The organism is Enterovibrio sp. QJM3NY_24 (genome assembly GCF_057786035.1).
Genome location: NZ_CM173519.1, coordinates 1,922,371 through 1,939,055 on the forward strand (window position 1 = coordinate 1,922,371; position 16,685 = coordinate 1,939,055).

Sequence of the window (16,685 nt, forward strand, 5' to 3'; positions counted from 1 at the left end):
TGGCGCCCTTTTCGATCTAGTGCGCTTTTTCTTCCGCCCGACAGAAGATATTTCCTATGATTCAAGCTGCAATTTTTGATATGGATGGCCTGATCGTTAATTCAGAGCCTTTCTGGCAAGACGCTCAGTTAGCTGTACTGAGTGAACTGGGTGTACAACTCACCCGACAAGACACCATTGACACCACCGGCATCCGTATCGACCAAATCGTTAAGCACTATTTCGAAACGCAAGGCTGGCAAGGCCCATCATGTGACCAAGTGTGTGACATGATTTTGGATAAAGTGATCGAGCTAGTCGCTATTCACAAGCCCATTATGCCGGGGGTGATTCACGCTCTCGAGCTATGCAAAGCTGCCGACCTTCGTATTGCACTGGCGTCTTCGTCTCCGCTTCGATTGATCGAAACCACGCTCAAAGCGCTGGATTTGGAAGACTGGTTCGAGCAGTGCCACTCAGCTGAGCACTTGAAGTACGGTAAACCTCATCCAGAGGTGTATCTCAATGCCGCAGACAGCCTCGGTATTGCGCCTGAAAATTGCGTAGCACTTGAAGATTCGTTTACGGGTTTATTAGCCGCGAAAGCAGCGCAAATGCGAACCATTGTTGTGCCAGAACATGCAGTTGCCGACCAAGCCCGCTGGGTGATCAGTGACGTCAAACTTTCGTCGCTTAACGAATTAACCACGGAAATATTGACGCGATAACACCGAAAAGGGCGTAATTTTCACCAATTTACGCCCTTGTTTCATCCATTCTCTGAACGCCGATCGCAATTCGACATCCCCGCACACACCTAGCAACGTTTAGTTACGTAACCCATAACAACCAGAAAATCATTTCGAACAAACACATTATGCAAATGAATGCTTTAGCGTGAATTCTGGTCTCGGGTCATAGTTTGACCTTATTTCACTGAGCAAAGATTCTTCATTTCTTAGAATGGGAACACATGATTGGTTCAGGCAACAGCTACCTTTTCACCATCATGTTGAGAAGCTCGCGGTTCAGATAGGGAGTTGGACATGCAAAATTATACTGAAAGAGGGATCGACTGTCCGCATTGTGGACACAAGATTCGCATTACATTGGATACAAGTGGTGGCGACCAAGAGTTCTATGACGATTGCCCATCTTGCTGCCACGCTATTCACCTGAATTTGCAGATCGACTCGCAGCACAAGACGATCAACTTATTTGTCGACGCGGATGACGAGCAAATTTTTTAAATTGCCCAAACACATATAGGTTACGTCAAAAGCCAGCATTGCTGGCTTTTTTACGTCTCGTGCTTCACGTTGAATAGAACAAAAAATAGTGACGCAATTACATGCGGGCCGCCAACACTCGCTCTACTGTGTCAACAACAGCTTGTGTTTGCGGGTCGACTTCAATGTTTACCTTGTCTCCCACCTTGCGCCAACCCATGTTTGTTCGCTGCATCGTTTCTGGGATTAAATTGACGCAGAAGCAGTTATCTCTCACCTCACCGATCGTAAGGCTGATGCCATCAATGCCTATATAGCCTTTATCAAACACATATGTTGTTATGTGCTGAGGCAATTCAATCCACACTTGGCGATTGTTCTCGCTATCAATCACATCTGAAACCTGCGCCGTGCACATAATGTGGCCTGACATGGAGTGCCCGCCAATTTCATCGCCAAACTTGGCGGCTCTTTCTAGGTTAATCTTGTCACCCTCAACCAAAGTGCCAAGGTTTGTCAGGTTTAACGTCGCCTGCATTAAATCAAACCATACAAGATCGCCATCCACTTTAGTGACAGTCAGGCAACAGCCGTTATGTGCGACCGACGCGCCGAGAGTTATCCCTTTTAATAACTCTTCGGTAAAGCGCACGGCATGGCTTTGAAAGTCTGTCTTCTTGTCAATATGAACAACATCGGCTGTAGCCTGAACGATTCCTGTAAACATGTTTGTCCCCTGATACCCATAAAAAGCGCTGTTTTGTCTATTCTATCTATCGCGAAAACTGATACCTAGTGACAGTACGCCCGTATCGGCGTCATCAGCAAAAGCAAACAATAAACTCGTTAAACAACATCTTACGCCAGTGTCACCGTCTTGAGTCAACATCATATATAAATATGTAGTACTTTCTCCGTTGTATTGATTGCCGAAAGTCTCGGCAGGCGTATAATTCGCTGTCCTTTTTCCTGCCTCTTTTCTATTTCGGAGTTATAGGTGCAAAATTATCGCCTAGAAGCCAAATCCATCATTAAGTTGGGTATCCCAGTCTTTATCGCGCAACTTGCGCAAACCTCAATGGGATTCGTTGACACCGTGATGGCAGGTGGCGTCAGCGCCACAGACATGGCTGCGGTTGCCGTTGCATCCAGCATTTGGTTGCCCTCTATACTGTTCGGTATCGGCATTTTGCTTGCCATGGTTCCAATCATTGCTCAACTGCATGGATCTGGCCGTCAAAGTAAGATTCCGTTTCAAGTGCAACAAGGCATCTACATGGCGCTGATCATGTCCGTGCCTATTATCTTGGTGCTGATTAACGCCGGTTACATCGTTAACTATATGGACGTAGAACCTGCACTGGCTGAAAAAACCATTGGCTACTTACATGCCATCAGTTGGGCCGTACCCGCGTTCTTGTTGTTCCAAGCACTACGAAACCTAGCCGAAGGCATGTCCCTCACTATCCCAGCAATGGTGATTGGCTTTATCGGCTTGGCAGCGAACGTGCCGCTAAACTGGATTTTCGTTTACGGTAAATTCGGTGCCCCAGAACTCGGCGGTGTCGGTTGTGGTGTTGCAACTGCAATCGTGTACTGGCTGATGCTGGTAGCAATGCTTATCTACATCAAGGTCAACAAACGTCTTAACCGTGTTGAAGCGTTCAATGGATTTTCGAAACCAGACGTTCCAGCGCTTTGGCGTATCTTCAAAATGGGCTTGCCTGTTGCCGCTGCCATTTTCTTTGAAGTCACTCTGTTTGCCGTTGTTGCCCTTCTGATTGCGCCTCTAGGTTCAATGGTTGTCGCGGCACACCAAGTTGCCATCAACTTTTCATCCATGGTGTTCATGTTGCCAATGAGCTTGGCAACGGCAGTGAGCATTCGTGTTAGTCATCAGTTGGGCGAACGCTCAATAGAGGGTGCAGCACGCGCCGCTAAACTCGGTATTCTGATTGGTTTTGGCACCGCGTTGATCACGGCAGCACTCACCGTGTTGTTGCGAGAGCCTATTATTCACCTCTATACCAAGAATACAGAGGTTGTCACCATTGCTGCGAATCTGATGTTGCTGGCAGCTATTTACCAATGTACCGATTCCATCCAAGTGGTCGCTGCGGGTGCATTGCGCGGTTACAAAGACATGCGCGCTATTTTTGAGCGAACGTTCATTGCGTATTGGATCCTGGGCGTACCGATGGGCTACATCTTAGGTATGACCGACTGGATCGTGGAGCCAATGGGCGCCTACGGTTTCTGGATAGGTATTATCGTTGGCCTAACGTCTGCCGCGATCATGCTAGGAATGCGTTTACATTGGATTCGCAAGCAGCCTGAATCCTATCAGTTGGCGATGGCTGAAAAGTAACCGTAACACTTCCTTATTTCTCAAATCCCGACGTCATGTCGGGATTTTTCTTTGTGTGCCACGATTTTCGATCCTGCTTTTCATATACTTCGTAAACGTTAATAGTGATTTGAAATAATGGAATACTGCTGGCTTGAAGATCTCATTCCTTTTAGTGAATACCCTGATAGTTGCGACGTTGAATGGTTGCTTTGGCACAGATCCGGCGGTGGAAAACTTCTCCAACTATCAACAACGACTCGCCAATGTACTCGATACCGAACGACTTCCTCTGCATAAAGCCGTTGATATTTCGCTCCCCAGAAAACGGGATCTTGTTTTGCCCCTCGAAGATGTCCGCATGGGCTTATTGGATGCTTATGAACTAAGAGAGTGCGGCTTGTTTCAACTTGTCGCAGACAGAAATTCGATTCTTGGCAAAGTTCAGGATGCGTTTCGCCAGTTGGACTACGAAGTGAAACTGCTCCGCACATTAGAACATTGTTTAGACTTGGTTGAAGACCCAACTCTCACTGCAACATTAAAAGAGATTCAGGCGCATAAGCGACGTCAAATACAAACCGTATATTGGAATACCTTTATTGCCAGTGATGCATGGCGAAAACAGCTCACACCGCCAAGCTCGGCAATGATCCCGCCTGAAGCCCCTCTTCCACATAGCGATGCCTTGCTCGCCATCACTGCATACACCAATGCGATGATATCGCCCGGTTCCAACCTCAATATCATCGCCATGCAAGAACCGATCGAAAAACAGCGCTATCTCGGTGCGTTGTTTTATTCCATGGATGAAAGTAAGCGCTGGCTAAACACAATCACACAGCAACTTGAGCGCGATGATAGCCAAGTGATTTGCGGAGCCAACCGCGACAAAACACGACTCAATTATCTGCGAAATGTTTTTGACACGTTTTTCGTGGGTGACATACAGCCCTATCTTTCCAAAATCAACAGTCTATACCTTGATGTACAACCGGCTCTTGAGGCATTGGATGGACAACTGCCTAAAACAACGCCATTTTTAGCGTATAGCGATGCCTATCTGGGTGGCGCTCATTATCAAGATTTTCAGCTATCCATCAAAAATCACGTCGGCTATTGGCAAAGCCTTTTCAAACGTTGTCAGCTACAAGTAGGCAATCAGGCGAAAAAATAGACTGAGCCTTACTTCTCAGAAACCAAATACTTGAGCTTTCGTGCACACAGAGGCACCAATTTGTTCACCAAATCGTCAAACGAACGCAGAAGCACAAAAAAGTCAGGTTTTACGCTTGCGCGCGTTCCTCCTACTCGCTAATATTCACCCCGCTTTCACGGAAAGCTTCGCTGAAGTTCAGCACGGTATGCGTCTATAGCTCAGTTGGTTAGAGTACTGCCTTGACATGGCAGGGGTCGGCAGTTCGAGTCTGCCTAGACGCACCAAGCTTCTCCTTAGAAACAACGTTATCGAAAGATAACAATGTAATGCGTCCGTAGCTCAGTTGGTTAGAGTACTGCCTTGACATGGCAGGGGTCGGCAGTTCGAGTCTGCCCGGACGCACCATTCCTTCCCTAACCAGGATGGAATCAGAATTTGGGTCTATAGCTCAGTTGGTTAGAGTACTGCCTTGACATGGCAGGGGTCGGCAGTTCGAGTCTGCCTAGACCCACCAAATTCCAATAATCGCACTCTCTTTTAGAGAATCCCAATTGCGATTATTCGGGCGATTAGCTCAGTTGGGAGAGCACCTCCCTTACAAGGAGGGGGTCACTGGTTCGAGCCCGGTATCGCCCACCACTTTCGTAAGAAGTAAAAAAGCCTGCTCATTGAGCAGGCTTTTTTGCGTTTGGATTATTAAAATTAATGCGAAGGTTTAGTCTTATTGCCCAAGTTTTCGCTAATTTACATTTTGGGACCACTGTGCGACCATCGAAGCAGTCTAATTTAGATGAGTCTAATGTAACTGAGCCCCTATCGTAAAAAGGGGTTCAGGCAACCTGTTAAAACCAGATTCAACACTGTCAGTAAGTTTAGACGGGGGATTGTAGAGCTTTCGTCAACAGCGAGAATATCTATGAGAAACATCTCAGCTTCCTTCACTATAAGCGTAGCCAAGATTAATCTCTGCCGTATATTTTTTTAAGACATGGGCTATGGCTATTAAGCAGATGTGTTTTATCTCACCGTTGAAATATACCTATCCTGCTGAGCAATAAATTCATTGAAACTTTGGGAGTGATACACATTAAAACATCCAATGCTTTTTGATGTCTCACCGCTTTTCATATGACCCTCGTATTTTTCGGCCACTTTCAGCATGAACTCGACGGTTTCTGAATACGGGTCATTCTTCGTTTCGAAGGTCTCTTCATTTTGAGTAATCATATGGCTTCCCTTTCCCATAAAAGAAAGCGAGCGCTTTGAGTACCCAAGGTCTGTCGCGAGCATACTGGTTGGGTCGATAGCAATGAGACAGGAAACCAAACCATAGTCTTTTAGGCTATTTCTGGCTACAATTGTCTGCTCACTCAATGTCTCCCCAGAAACAGCGCATCCAGAAGACAAAGTTAACAGCATTGTTAGCCCAGAAATACTTAGTCTTTTAATTCCCAAAGCATTATCCTTTTTGGCGCCACACTGCCACCGTATTGGGCATAGTAGCTAAGCTCTTGGTAGTGGCTATTGTCACCGGTTTTTGACCCATCCCACAGCGTCGCATGTCCAGAGGCGTCCCCCCAACCACTAACTTCTATAATGATGAGCCCTTTCTTCCCTGAGATGGCCGAAATATCAGATGGGTCCATGTCATATTCAGGTACACCCCAATTAAATTCTATGTACTTAATCAGATCTTTGACTCGTAGAATGTAAACTTTATTATCACCGCCTCTGACACGATAAATCGGATAGGTTTCGATAATTGTCCCACTGGGAACCGGAAAGCCACCATAGTTAAAACCTCGGCTCATTCGCAATGCACATGCATTCGCATAGTTAATACTATCTGCAATGTATAGCTCTAGAGCACGTCCACCGACGAGTTCATACACTCGTGGTGCAGGCTTTAACCCCACTTCTGAGTATGCAGTCCAAAGATCGGAAAATCGCGGGCGTTTTAAATCGACGGTTGTTGACGAGTCCCCCGCCGTTGCTAATAGATCTCCCATTATATATCTTTCCCTTCAAATTCAAGATGAACGTCTTTCAATACATCAAGCACGCATACCTCTCCGCTTTCATCAACATAGCCTGACACCGTTTTGTTTAATGGACCTTGCAAGGTAATAGCAACTGTTTCACCCGGTAAATAGCCGATAGTTTTTGCATGTACATTAATGTCTGTGTAGTGACGTGACGCACTGGAAAGCTTTTGCTGACTTAAACCATACGAGAAGTAAACAGAAGTAATGGCTTTGGTCACTTTAACGTTGACGGGTGTCGCTTCACCTGCAACAGGGGAATCACCAATATTTACCGTACCGCTTCCTATGGTTACCCCGCCGCAAGTCACACTACCCCCAGTTAAAGCAGCAGGTTTACCGTTAATAAAAACAGTCGAAGACCCAGACGCTATGGCCCTACCATGAGGAGGGTGCTTAGGCTTGTCATGCGAAGCTAATGGATCACCAACTCTGGCGGCTGGAGCTCCATCAAATTTGACGTCTGGTGAGCCTGCCGTCACCGGTGTTGGAGGGAAACCATCATGGTCAGTGCCAGTGTCACCAACTTTTACAGCTTTAGCCATTTGACCTTTCCTTGTTGCCTAATGGCACAACATCTATATGACAAAGCTCCTAATAACAACCATGGTCGATTCAAAACAAGAAGCGGATCATTCGTAGGCAATTTATTGCCCGAAACAGGAGGGTAATAGCTGGATGAAGACTTCAGTCATTGGTCGCGGTTATTCGGGCGATTAGCTCAGTTGGGAGAGCACCTCCCTTACAAGGAGGGGGTCACTGGTTCGAGCCCGGTATCGCCCACCACTTTCGTAAGAAGTAAAAAAGCCTGCTCATTGAGCAGGCTTTTTTGCATTCTTCTTCCCGGAATCAAGCCCTTCAAATTCAATTTCCTCTCGCTTTACAATTCAAAATCACGATGCAGTGATTCAACCTCGCCTAGACATCATTCGAAGTGCCAAGGAAACGCCCTTGGTATATCGAAGCCAATTCAAGCCCTTCCCGAGTGATCACCGCCCCGTACAAAGATTCTGTAACCGGTGAGCTGGTCATGACTATTGCCCAGCAGTACTCTCGACGTTCCGGTGAAAACGCCGTTATTGCTGGCGACATAAAGATCAAACAGCTCATTGAATACATCAACAGTATTAGTAGCCAAAATACACAGGCGATACTCCTAGACAACAAAGCACCTTACTTGCCAGTGCTGACCCTTCAATGTCGCTTAAGCCAGCAAGTGAACTGTCGTCTCAACTGACTTCTGAAGCCCTACCCGTTCTTGCTGCAAATCCAATTGTCAGCGAGCTAACACTGGGCAACATTCCCAATCTATTCAACATTACCGCTATAGAAGGTACGCCTTGGTATCTCGCAGTCGCTATCAACAAGGACCACGCTTTCCATACCGTGGTCGCCAATCGAACAGATTCATTCATTTTTTCGCTCATTCAAGTGTTATTGGTAACAGGAATAACCATTTTTCTTGTCAGCAAATTGCTTCAACCATTGTCCCAAATCATGCATGCTATGAAGAAACTCGCCAATGGCGATCTCACTGCGCGTGTTGACGTAAACACTAAGGATGAAATCAGCGTTATCGCCAAAGGCATCAATGACGTTGCTCAGAACTTACAGGACATCGTTGGCGGCATTTCTGAAGCGACATCTAAAATTTCTTCAGAAGTTAAAGAAGTAAAAACAAAAACCATGGAAAACCATGATGTTCTGTCCCACCACAGCGAAGTGACTCAGCTTGTTGTTTCTCGCGTTGAGAAAATGAGTACGACAGTCAATACCGTGGCAGAAAGCGCCTCTGACGCTTTGAGCTGCACCCAAAAAACGCAACAACAAACCGCCGACTCCAAACAACAAGTCAGCCAATCCGTTACGGGGATTAATTCACTACTGAGTGAAATCACACTGATGGAAAGTGACATTCAAGCGATGAGTGAAAACTCAGAGAAAATTGCCTCTGTTTTAACCGTCATCGGCGAGATTGCCGACCAAACTAACTTACTCGCATTAAACGCAGCCATTGAAGCTGCTCGTGCAGGTGAGCAAGGACGAGGCTTTGCTGTGGTTGCAGATGAAGTTCGCGCACTTGCAAGTCGCACCCAACAAAGCACCTCTGAAATTAATGAAATGCTTCAAAAGTTGAATGAAGGGACGGCGAACGCCGTTCGCGCTATCGATAACACTAAGAAGAGTTGCTTACAAAATGTTGAGCAAACCAAGACGGTTGATGCCAATCTCGATATCATGAGCGCGTCAGTAGAAGAAATTAACCTGTTGAACAGTAACATCACCGACGTAACACGCACTCAAAGCCAAGCATCAGAAGAAATTAGTGAGAGCATTCGAACCATTCGAGAAATGGTCGAGAAACTCAATGTAAGTGGTGAAGCCACTCTCAGCAATGTGCAGCAACTTTCTTCTTCTAACCAGCAACTCACTTCGGCTATTGCTAAGTTCAATATCTAGCGCGTGCTGCACCAGAAAGTGAAAGCTTTAGAGAGAAAGGTCTCAGCCTGAGAGAAATGGCAGAAGCGACCGGCTACAGCCGATCGCAGGTTTGTAGGATTTTAGCTAGCTGATTATTGGACAGAAACGGCTTAGAGATAGCGATCTAAACCGATGAGTTCGGATAATCTGCGTTTGAGCAAAGAAAGGCACAAATGTGTCTACTGAGTCGGTGGCTATTCAATGCACCCCCGCCGCAAGCAGTGGCACAACGGCAACAAGCAGTTCCTCTACTCTCACAGGGCATTGGCATCAGTCTGGCGAGCAAGGTTACTGACCGCGATTCACGCACACCCTTTGTTGTCGTTACCGCCTTCCATACCCCAGACGTGGGTCGTCGATTGCCGGGCGGGCGGTCGGGGTTTATCTGCGCTGAAATACCTCTCTCGCTACTTGTATCGCGGGGTATTACCCGATAAAGATATTATCGATATCAGTGACCATCAGGTGACCTTCCGTTACACCGACAGCCAGACCCTGCAATCGGCGACACGCTCTTTGCCTGCCCGACAGTTCCTAATGTTGATATGTAGTGGTTTAATGATCCCGGACACCATTTAAGGTGGTAAAGTCACCACTAAAGAAAGAGGTGTTCCATGACAAGACAACGTCGTTCATTCTCCGCTGAATTTAAACTAGAAGCAGCCTGTTTGGTACTTGACCAAGGGTATTCAATTGCTGAGGCTAGCCGCTCATTAAACGTCGGTGAAACGGGACTCAGACGCTGGGTCACACAACTTGAACAAGAGCGCGGCGGTAGTACGCCAGTTTCCAAAGCCTTAACGCCAGAGCAGCAGAAAATCCAAGAGTTAGAGGCAAGGATCCATCGACTTGAACGAGAAAAATCTATTCTAAAAAAGGCTACTGCTCTCTTGATGTCGGACGAACTCGAACGTACGCGCTGATAGACCAATTGAGAGAGCAAGAACCGGTAGAATTGGTCTGTACTGTGTTCGATATCGCCACGTCGACTTACTATGAGCACTGCCAACGACGCCATGATATTGATGCTGAACGTTTGCATCTTCGTAGCGAGATCAACCGACTGTTTACGCTGAGCAGAAGCTCTGCGGGTAGTCGCACTCTGGTCGGCATGATGTGTGAAATCGGACATAAGATTGGACGATTCAAGGTTCGCCGATTGATGAAAGAGGCACAACTCATCAGCAAGCAACCCGGTTCACATAACTATAAGCAAGCTACGGTTGAACGGCCTGATATTCCCAATCAGCTTGATCGTCAGTTCACTGTCGACGCCCCAAATCAAGTATGGTGCGGCGATATTACCTATATATGGGCGGGTCATCGTTGGTGCTATCTTGCCGTTGTCATTGATCTGTATCGCAGACGGGTTGTCGGTTGGGCCATGTCTGACAGTCCTGATGCGGCATTGGTGACAAAAGCGTTGTCGATGGCGTATGAGCAACGAGGAAAACCAAGTGGCGTGATGTTCCATTCGGATCAAGGCTCCCAATACAGCAGTCGCCAGTTTCGACAACACCTGTGGCGGTATCGGATGACACAAAGCATGAGTCGCCGTGGCAACTGCTGGGACAACGCTCCAATGGAAAGGCTATTTAGAAGTCTAAAATCTGAATGGATACCAGCAACAGGCTATGCATCTTTTGCTGAGGCATCCAAAGATATCAGCCATTACCTGATGAGCTATTACAACTGGAAGAGACCGCATAGTTATAACGGTGGTCTTCCACCTGCGAAAGCTGAAAATCAGCCTAATTTACTGTCCGGAATGAGTTGACCACTACAATACTTCAGCATGTGTTACCCAAAGGGCTACAACGGGTGCGGGACTATGGCTTGTTGCATGGCAGTGCAAAGCGAAAACGATACAGCATTCAGCTCATGCTGCTTCAAATGGCACGTCTGATGTTGCCTGTGCCACCACCGTTAAATAAGCCAGTAACAAGACGTTGCCCACACTGTGGTGAACACCTGATGGTCTGCGTCGGAGTCTCGCGACCGAGATAGCCGAAAGGCAAACAGAATAAGGAGAATGGCCGTCACTGGCTCAGAGGAGGACGAACCGAGAAATACACGCACCGCTAACGTAAATCATTGAAGTTAATGGTTATCTATTAACTTCATGGCTACGCGCGTCCTGACAAAAGTGACGGGCGTAGATCCATCCTATGCTCATCCGAGCAATTTACTAAATAAAGAGGCGTCGGGCTTGTTCAACACCCGAATAAAGTGTCGGCTACGCGACACTTATTCTTATTTGTTATATTTTTGTTTTGTAGTATTTATTTTTACATTTGTTCAACTGTATTTTCTTAATCAATCTTGGCGTAAAAAATACAGCTACAACAAAGAGTAAGCAAATAATCAACAATTCTTCGTATATACCAGCTAGTAAGCTATAGCTTTGTAGTTTATCCACAAGTTTACTGTCTAAGAGTAAAGTGGAAAACCCACCCCAAATGACAAGAGCAGCTAGACCAATAGTGGTTATTGATATTGAACGCGTGTCAGCCTCTAATTTTGCCCTTTCCCAATCATGCTTGAGTAATGTGCAAATCTGCTTTTCCAAGCATTGAAAGTAGATATATTGTGGGTTTTTACAAAGTTTATTAAGCAACCTTAAAATATCTCGATCCAAGGATTCTGATGACACATTATTCAAGTTCAGTTTCAGTAATGTAGCTAATTTTCGGGTTTTCTGGATATGGACATCATGCAAACGCGGTGCATGAACTGCATCACATAAGTCACCCATTATTACTTTAATATTTTCACGCCATTTTCGGCGCTCATCTGTAACGTATTTTAACGTAACATTCTCTTCATGGGACTTTCGGGTAAACAGCATAGTAAAAAATGCAGCTATTCCGCCAGAGCCCAAGACTGCAAGTACAATATTTTCCACCAATGTATCCTCAAAAATATAACGTTCGAATAACGGGCGTTTACTAACCCAAACTGATTGAAAAGCCTAAATCACAGAGTTTCTATGAAAAATGCGCCACGAGTAAACGTCCCTCGTTGATTCGCTTGTTGAACGAAGCCGCTATGCGGCAGAATAACAACACACCGCCTACGTTTCTCCCAACCCTGCCAATCCGGCAGCGGACAGGAGAGACACCATGAACCGTCAACAGCAGCAGCGCTTCGATGCGCTTTATCAACAGCACCTCAATAACTTAACCCTTCAAGGCAAACGACCCGCCACCATTGATGCCTACAGCCGTGCCGTCCGCCGCATCGCCCAGTTCTTTGATTGTCCACCGGATAATCTCTCTCAGCAACAGCTCAAAACCTACTTCGTGAACCTTATCGGAACCCACTCCTGGAGCACCGTCAAACTCGATCGCAATGGCTTGCAGTTCTTCTATCGCTACACCCTTAATAAACAATGGCAATGGCTCGATATCGTTAAGCCGCCTCAGGTCAAACGCTTGCCCGATATCTTAACCCCTAGAGAGGTCGGCTTGCTCATCACCTTCACCCAACAACCTCGCTACCAACGCTTCTTCTATACCTTGTATTGTCTGGGGTTACGCCTAGGGGAAGGACTTCGATTGTCAGTGCCAGATATCGACAGTGACCAACATCAGGTGCATGTGCGCAATGCCAAGGGCGGCAAAGACCGCTTGGTGCCGCTGCCCGATAAAACACTCGCGGTCTTACGCCTGCACTGGTCTACCCATCGCCATCCCACCTTGCTCTTTCCGGGTGTCGGCAATGATGCCCACATGGACCGCGGTGGGGTGCAAAAAGCCATGAAGCAAGTCTGTCGTGACGCGAAGATCAACAAGGCCATTAGCCCACACTCATTACGCCATTGTTATGCCACCCATCTGCTCGAGCGTGGGTTGGATTTACGATCATTACAACACCTGCTGGGTCACGCCAGTCTGAATACCACCGCGCGCTACACACAACTCACTGAGATGAAACAAGCTGAGGTGCATCAGGCTGTCAATCAACTGGCAACGGGACTGACGATACTGTGGGAGGACGCATGAGCACCTTTCTTTACTTGCTCAATCATCATGGCGCTGAACTCGAGCCGAGGCGGCTTAACCCGGATATCTCTCGTGCCATCATGGCCATGTCTCGCTGCCGAACAGGGGCATTAGGCCACGTGCAATGGGGTTGTCAGGGGTGTCACCATGATGACCGAACGCCGCTATCTTGTGGGCACCGTCATTGTCCGCAGTGTCAACACACCAACACCATGCAATGGCTGGCTCGGCAAGAGGCGAAGTTATTGCCGACACACTATTTTATGATCACTTTCACCGTGCCTGCTGAACTCAGAAAAATGGCTATCACACACGCGAGGTGTTTGTATTCGCTGATGTTCTCTGTTGCTGCGTCCGCGCTCAAGGATTTTGCCCAACGCAAACATGGCGGTGACAGTGGCTTTACGCTGGTGCTGCATACCCATAATCGACGACGGGATATCCACCCACACCTACATGCCATTGTGCCTGCAGGTTTTTACACCCCCGCCGCAAGCAGTGGCACAACGGCAACAAGCAGTTCCTCTACTCTCACAGGGCATTGGCATCAGTCTGGCGAGCAAGGTTACTGACCGCGATTCACGCACACCCTTTGTTGTCGTTACCGCCTTCCATACCCCAGACGTGGGTCGTCGATTGCCGGGCGGGCGGTCGGGGTTTATCTGCGCTGAAATACCTCTCTCGCTACTTGTATCGCGGGGTATTACCCGATAAAGATATTATCGATATCAGTGACCATCAGGTGACCTTCCGTTACACCGACAGCCAGACCCTGCAATCGGCGACACGCTCTTTGCCTGCCCGACAGTTCCTAATGTTGATACTTCAGCATGTGTTACCCAAAGGGCTACAACGGTAAGCGGTTAATAAACCCCACATACCAATAATACACGTGCTTTGACATAGTGCCTTTTTTATCGGAGGCACTATGAACCAAGAGCAAAAACGCGCCCATTGGGCAGCAGTTGTTGAGCAACAAAAACAAAGCCCGCTATCCATCAAGCAATTCTGTGCAGACAGCGGCATCAGTTATCAAACCTTCTACTATTGGTCTAAGCGATTGCGTTCTCCTGACGCGACGCAGACACTTCAGCCTATCATTTTCAATGAACATGAAGATACGCAAGCTGAGTCGGTGATCATTACCTTTGCCAATGGTATTCGCGCTGAGTTACCAACAACACTGAGTGCCGCTCAGATCAAACACTGGGTGGATGCCTTGCAATGACCCCCTCTGGCAAGGTCTTTCTGGTCTCCGGTGTCACCGACATGCGAAAGTCTATCGATGGCCTGTAGCTGATTGTCGCCGAGCAGCTTGAAATGGATCCGTTCAGCGAAGCCTGGTTTATCTTCTGTAATCGGGGACGAGATAAACTCAAAATCCTCTTTTGGGATACCAACGGTTTTTGGCTTTACTATCGTCGATTGGAAAAAGGAACCTTCAAGTGGCCACATCCCAATCCTCTTGGCGTTATTACCATCAGCAAGCCCCAGCTTTATTGGCTGCTATCTGGGTTATCACTGGAGAACAACAAAGCCCATCGCCCCCTCAGTGGGCTAGAAGTGTGACGCTTGATACTGATCGTCATATTGCGCTTGAACGATCCGTTTTAGACGTCACACTGGGCATCATTCAGTGCTGTAAAATGATGCCCAATGACCGACTTTCCCGATGATATTGAACAACTTAAAGCCATGCTTCTTGCCAAAGATGCCTTGTTGCAGGCCAAAGAGGAGGAAGTCGCTGCCCTGAAAACCCAAGTGCAATTACTGGTTGAGCAACTCAATCTCAGTAAATCCAAGCGCTTCGCCTCCCAAAGCGAAAAAGTCGCCAAAGGGACGTTCAACGAAGCCGAGCAACAGAATGCGTTGCCCAAGCCTTCCACCGAACGCGGTAAGACGGGTCGAAAACCGTTGCCCGCCGACCTTGAACGTGAGGTGCAAAGCCACACCCTCAATGCCCCATATTGCGACTGTTGTGATGCGCCCTTGCATGAATGCGGCAAAGAAGTCAGTGAAACGTTGAAAATCCTGCCACAGCGAGTCAGTGTGATCCGCCATGAGCGCACCAAATATGCCTGCCGTCAGTGCGAGCAGACGGCAGAGACCAGCAAGGTCATCACCGCACCGAAGCCAGCGAGCATGATCCCCAAAAGCCTCGGCAGTGCGGAGGCCTTCGCTGCCGTGGTCACCGCCAAATACGTAGATGCACTGCCGCTTTACCGTCAGGTTGATATCCTCAACCGCTCCGGCATCGATATCAGCCGCGCCACCTTGGCCAACTGGTGTGTGCAGCTTGGCAGCAAAGTGCAGGTCATCATCGACACGATGAAAGCGCAGCTCTTACAAGAAATACTCATCTGCGCGGATGAAACCACGGTGCAAGTGCTCAGAGAGGAAGACAAACAAGCACAATCCAAATCCTACATGTGGGTCTATCGCAGTGGAGAGTTTACCTCCAATCCAGTGGTGATTTACGACTATCATCCGAGTCGAGCGGGCACCTGTGTGCGTGAGTTCCTCGGTGATTACACCGGCTATCTGCTATCAGATGGTTATAGTGCTTACGACACACTGAAAGACGTGACACAAGCCGCCTGCATGGCGCATGTCCGCCGTAAATTTACCGACGCGCAAAAAGCGTCACCGTCAACGAAAGCAGGGAAACCGGAGAAAGCCCTGACCTTCATCGGCAAACTTTACGGTATTGAAAAGCGAGCGAAAGGACTGTCTGCTGAAGCCCGCCAACAGCTTAGAGTGCAAGAAAGTCTGCCCATTCTGAATGATTTTAAAGCGTGGCTAGATAGTCAGCATGTGTTGCCCAAAGGTGCATTGGGTAAAGCGATAAGCTACGCCCAAAATCAGTGGTCCAAGCTGCTGACCTTCCTTGATGATGGCCACATCAGCATTGACAATAATGTGACGGAGCGGGATATCCGACCATTCACGACAGGCCGAAAAAACTGGATGTTCTCAACCTCAGTCGGTGGAGCGAAAGCCAGTGCCAATCTGTACAGTCTGGTGATGACGTGTCGAGCCAATGACATCAATCCGTATTATTACTTCCGGCATCTGTTTACAGCGTTGCCGACGCGTTCGCTTACCGATGATATGACGGATCTGATGCCGTGGAATGTTGATCTCAGTGGCATCGAGTAGGACTTCACCGGTTCATTAGCCGCTTACCTACAACGGGTGCGGGACTATGGCTTGTTGCATGGCAGTGCAAAGCGAAAACGATACAGCATTCAGCTCATGCTGCTTCAAATGGCACGTCTGATGTTGCCTGTGCCACCACCGTTAAATAAGCCAGTAACAAGACGTTGCCCACACTGTGGTGAACACCTGATGGTCTGCGTCGGAGTCTCGCGACCGAGATAGCCGAAAGGCAAACAGAATAAGGAGAATGGCCGTCACTGGCTCAGAGGAGGACGAACCGAGAAA

General features: G+C 47.7%; 14 protein-coding genes, 5 tRNA genes and 6 pseudogenes. 20 read left to right on the top strand and 5 right to left on the bottom strand.

Translation table 11 applies throughout. From position 1 onward, the window contains the following. Nucleotides 1–56: 56 nt before the first annotated feature. The gene (gene hxpB / locus AC3CIC_RS08420; protein WP_488514310.1) at nucleotides 57–707 is read left to right on the top strand and encodes a hexitol phosphatase HxpB; all 651 of its coding nucleotides are present in this window, start codon (nucleotides 57–59) and stop codon (nucleotides 705–707) included. Between the two features lie 318 nt (nucleotides 708–1,025). Beyond that, nucleotides 1,026–1,229, top strand: a complete 204-nt coding sequence (locus AC3CIC_RS08425; RefSeq protein ID WP_016962065.1) for a CPXCG motif-containing cysteine-rich protein — start codon at nucleotides 1,026–1,028, stop codon at nucleotides 1,227–1,229. Between the two features lie 97 nt (nucleotides 1,230–1,326). Here AC3CIC_RS08425 and AC3CIC_RS08430 read toward each other — a convergent pair whose 3' ends face one another. Continuing rightward, nucleotides 1,327–1,935 carry a riboflavin synthase subunit alpha gene (locus AC3CIC_RS08430; RefSeq protein WP_488514311.1) on the bottom strand — a complete coding sequence of 203 codons (609 nt, stop codon included), beginning with the start codon at nucleotides 1,933–1,935 and terminating at the stop codon, nucleotides 1,327–1,329. Nucleotides 1,936–2,205: 270 nt separating this feature from the next. On the opposite strand from AC3CIC_RS08430, the gene AC3CIC_RS08435 reads away from it, so the two are divergent. The 6 genes from AC3CIC_RS08435 (at nucleotide 2,206) to AC3CIC_RS08460 (ending at nucleotide 5,353) form a co-directional block, all read left to right on the top strand. Further along, a complete protein-coding gene (locus AC3CIC_RS08435; RefSeq protein ID WP_016962063.1) occupies nucleotides 2,206–3,576 on the top strand; it encodes an MATE family efflux transporter in 1,371 nt (456 codons plus the stop codon). Nucleotides 3,577–3,709: 133 nt separating this feature from the next. Next, on the top strand, nucleotides 3,710–4,732 hold the full coding sequence (locus tag AC3CIC_RS08440; protein WP_488514312.1) for a DUF3080 domain-containing protein: 1,023 nt from the start codon (nucleotides 3,710–3,712) through the stop codon (nucleotides 4,730–4,732). A gap of 189 nt (nucleotides 4,733–4,921) precedes the next feature. Then, nucleotides 4,922–4,998, top strand: a tRNA-Val gene (locus AC3CIC_RS08445). Nucleotides 4,999–5,042: 44 nt separating this feature from the next. Then, a tRNA-Val gene (locus AC3CIC_RS08450) sits at nucleotides 5,043–5,119 on the top strand. A 32-nt stretch (nucleotides 5,120–5,151) separates the two neighbouring features. Further along, nucleotides 5,152–5,228, top strand: a tRNA-Val gene (locus AC3CIC_RS08455). Between the two features lie 49 nt (nucleotides 5,229–5,277). Continuing rightward, nucleotides 5,278–5,353: transfer RNA gene (locus AC3CIC_RS08460), tRNA-Val, on the top strand. A 378-nt stretch (nucleotides 5,354–5,731) separates the two neighbouring features. Here AC3CIC_RS08460 and AC3CIC_RS08465 read toward each other — a convergent pair. The 3 genes from AC3CIC_RS08465 to AC3CIC_RS08475 are packed head-to-tail and all read right to left on the bottom strand — an operon-like array spanning nucleotide 5,732 to nucleotide 7,301. Continuing rightward, the gene (locus AC3CIC_RS08465) at nucleotides 5,732–6,169 is read right to left on the bottom strand and encodes a hypothetical protein (RefSeq protein WP_488514313.1); all 438 of its coding nucleotides are present in this window, start codon (nucleotides 6,167–6,169) and stop codon (nucleotides 5,732–5,734) included. Then, a complete protein-coding gene (locus AC3CIC_RS08470) occupies nucleotides 6,151–6,723 on the bottom strand; it encodes a type VI secretion system amidase effector protein Tae4 (RefSeq protein ID WP_488514314.1) in 573 nt (190 codons plus the stop codon). Before AC3CIC_RS08470 ends, AC3CIC_RS08465 begins: the two co-directional genes overlap by 19 nt. Continuing rightward, nucleotides 6,723–7,301 (bottom strand): type VI secretion system PAAR protein, encoded by a 579-nt coding sequence (locus tag AC3CIC_RS08475; RefSeq protein ID WP_488514315.1) that lies wholly within the window; start codon nucleotides 7,299–7,301, stop codon nucleotides 6,723–6,725. The genes AC3CIC_RS08470 and AC3CIC_RS08475 overlap by 1 nt, the downstream gene beginning before the upstream one ends. Before the next feature lie 165 nt (nucleotides 7,302–7,466). Between AC3CIC_RS08475 and AC3CIC_RS08480 the strand changes: the two genes are divergently transcribed. The 6 genes and pseudogenes from AC3CIC_RS08480 to AC3CIC_RS08505 all read left to right on the top strand — a co-directional run. Beyond that, a tRNA-Val gene (locus AC3CIC_RS08480) sits at nucleotides 7,467–7,542 on the top strand. A 151-nt stretch (nucleotides 7,543–7,693) separates the two neighbouring features. Then, nucleotides 7,694–9,216: pseudogene (locus tag AC3CIC_RS08485) on the top strand (methyl-accepting chemotaxis protein); the annotation flags it as partial. 44 nt (nucleotides 9,217–9,260) lie between these two features. Beyond that, nucleotides 9,261–9,329 (top strand): annotated as a pseudogene (locus AC3CIC_RS08490) (recombinase family protein); the annotation flags it as partial. Nucleotides 9,330–9,441: 112 nt separating this feature from the next. Next, nucleotides 9,442–9,783, top strand: a pseudogene (locus AC3CIC_RS08495) (transposase); the annotation flags it as partial. A 68-nt stretch (nucleotides 9,784–9,851) separates the two neighbouring features. Next, nucleotides 9,852–11,014 (top strand): IS3 family transposase gene (locus AC3CIC_RS08500; protein ID WP_488514316.1). Its coding sequence is split into 2 segments (ribosomal slippage): nucleotides 9,852–10,107 and nucleotides 10,107–11,014, totalling 1,164 coding nucleotides; the frame shifts between segments, so codons are not numbered across the junction. Between the two features lie 8 nt (nucleotides 11,015–11,022). After that, nucleotides 11,023–11,244 (top strand): annotated as a pseudogene (locus AC3CIC_RS08505) (transposase); the annotation flags it as partial. 253 nt (nucleotides 11,245–11,497) lie between these two features. Here AC3CIC_RS08505 and AC3CIC_RS08510 read toward each other — a convergent pair. Next, on the bottom strand, nucleotides 11,498–12,142 hold the full coding sequence (locus AC3CIC_RS08510; RefSeq protein WP_488514317.1) for a hypothetical protein: 645 nt from the start codon (nucleotides 12,140–12,142) through the stop codon (nucleotides 11,498–11,500). Nucleotides 12,143–12,359: 217 nt separating this feature from the next. Between AC3CIC_RS08510 and AC3CIC_RS08515 the strand changes: the two genes are divergently transcribed. The 6 genes and pseudogenes from AC3CIC_RS08515 to AC3CIC_RS08540 form a co-directional block, all read left to right on the top strand. Then, nucleotides 12,360–13,241: a site-specific integrase gene (locus AC3CIC_RS08515; RefSeq protein ID WP_488514318.1), complete on the top strand. Its 882-nt coding sequence runs from the start codon at nucleotides 12,360–12,362 to the stop codon at nucleotides 13,239–13,241. After that, nucleotides 13,238–14,097: pseudogene (locus AC3CIC_RS08520) on the top strand (IS91 family transposase); the annotation flags it as partial. The gene AC3CIC_RS08515 and the pseudogene AC3CIC_RS08520, both read left to right, overlap by 4 nt. 72 nt (nucleotides 14,098–14,169) lie before the next feature. Continuing rightward, the gene (gene tnpA / locus AC3CIC_RS08525) at nucleotides 14,170–14,469 is read left to right on the top strand and encodes an IS66 family insertion sequence element accessory protein TnpA (RefSeq protein ID WP_407330990.1); all 300 of its coding nucleotides are present in this window, start codon (nucleotides 14,170–14,172) and stop codon (nucleotides 14,467–14,469) included. A gap of 71 nt (nucleotides 14,470–14,540) precedes the next feature. Next, entirely contained in the window at nucleotides 14,541–14,810 is a 270-nt protein-coding gene (gene tnpB / locus AC3CIC_RS08530; RefSeq protein ID WP_488515893.1) for an IS66 family insertion sequence element accessory protein TnpB, read from the top strand. 87 nt (nucleotides 14,811–14,897) lie between these two features. After that, complete coding sequence (gene tnpC, locus AC3CIC_RS08535; RefSeq protein ID WP_488514319.1) at nucleotides 14,898–16,400, top strand: IS66 family transposase; 1,503 nt, start codon at nucleotides 14,898–14,900, stop codon at nucleotides 16,398–16,400. A 27-nt stretch (nucleotides 16,401–16,427) separates the two neighbouring features. Further along, a pseudogene (locus AC3CIC_RS08540) lies at nucleotides 16,428–16,622 on the top strand (IS91 family transposase); the annotation flags it as partial. Nucleotides 16,623–16,685 lie beyond the last annotated feature (63 nt).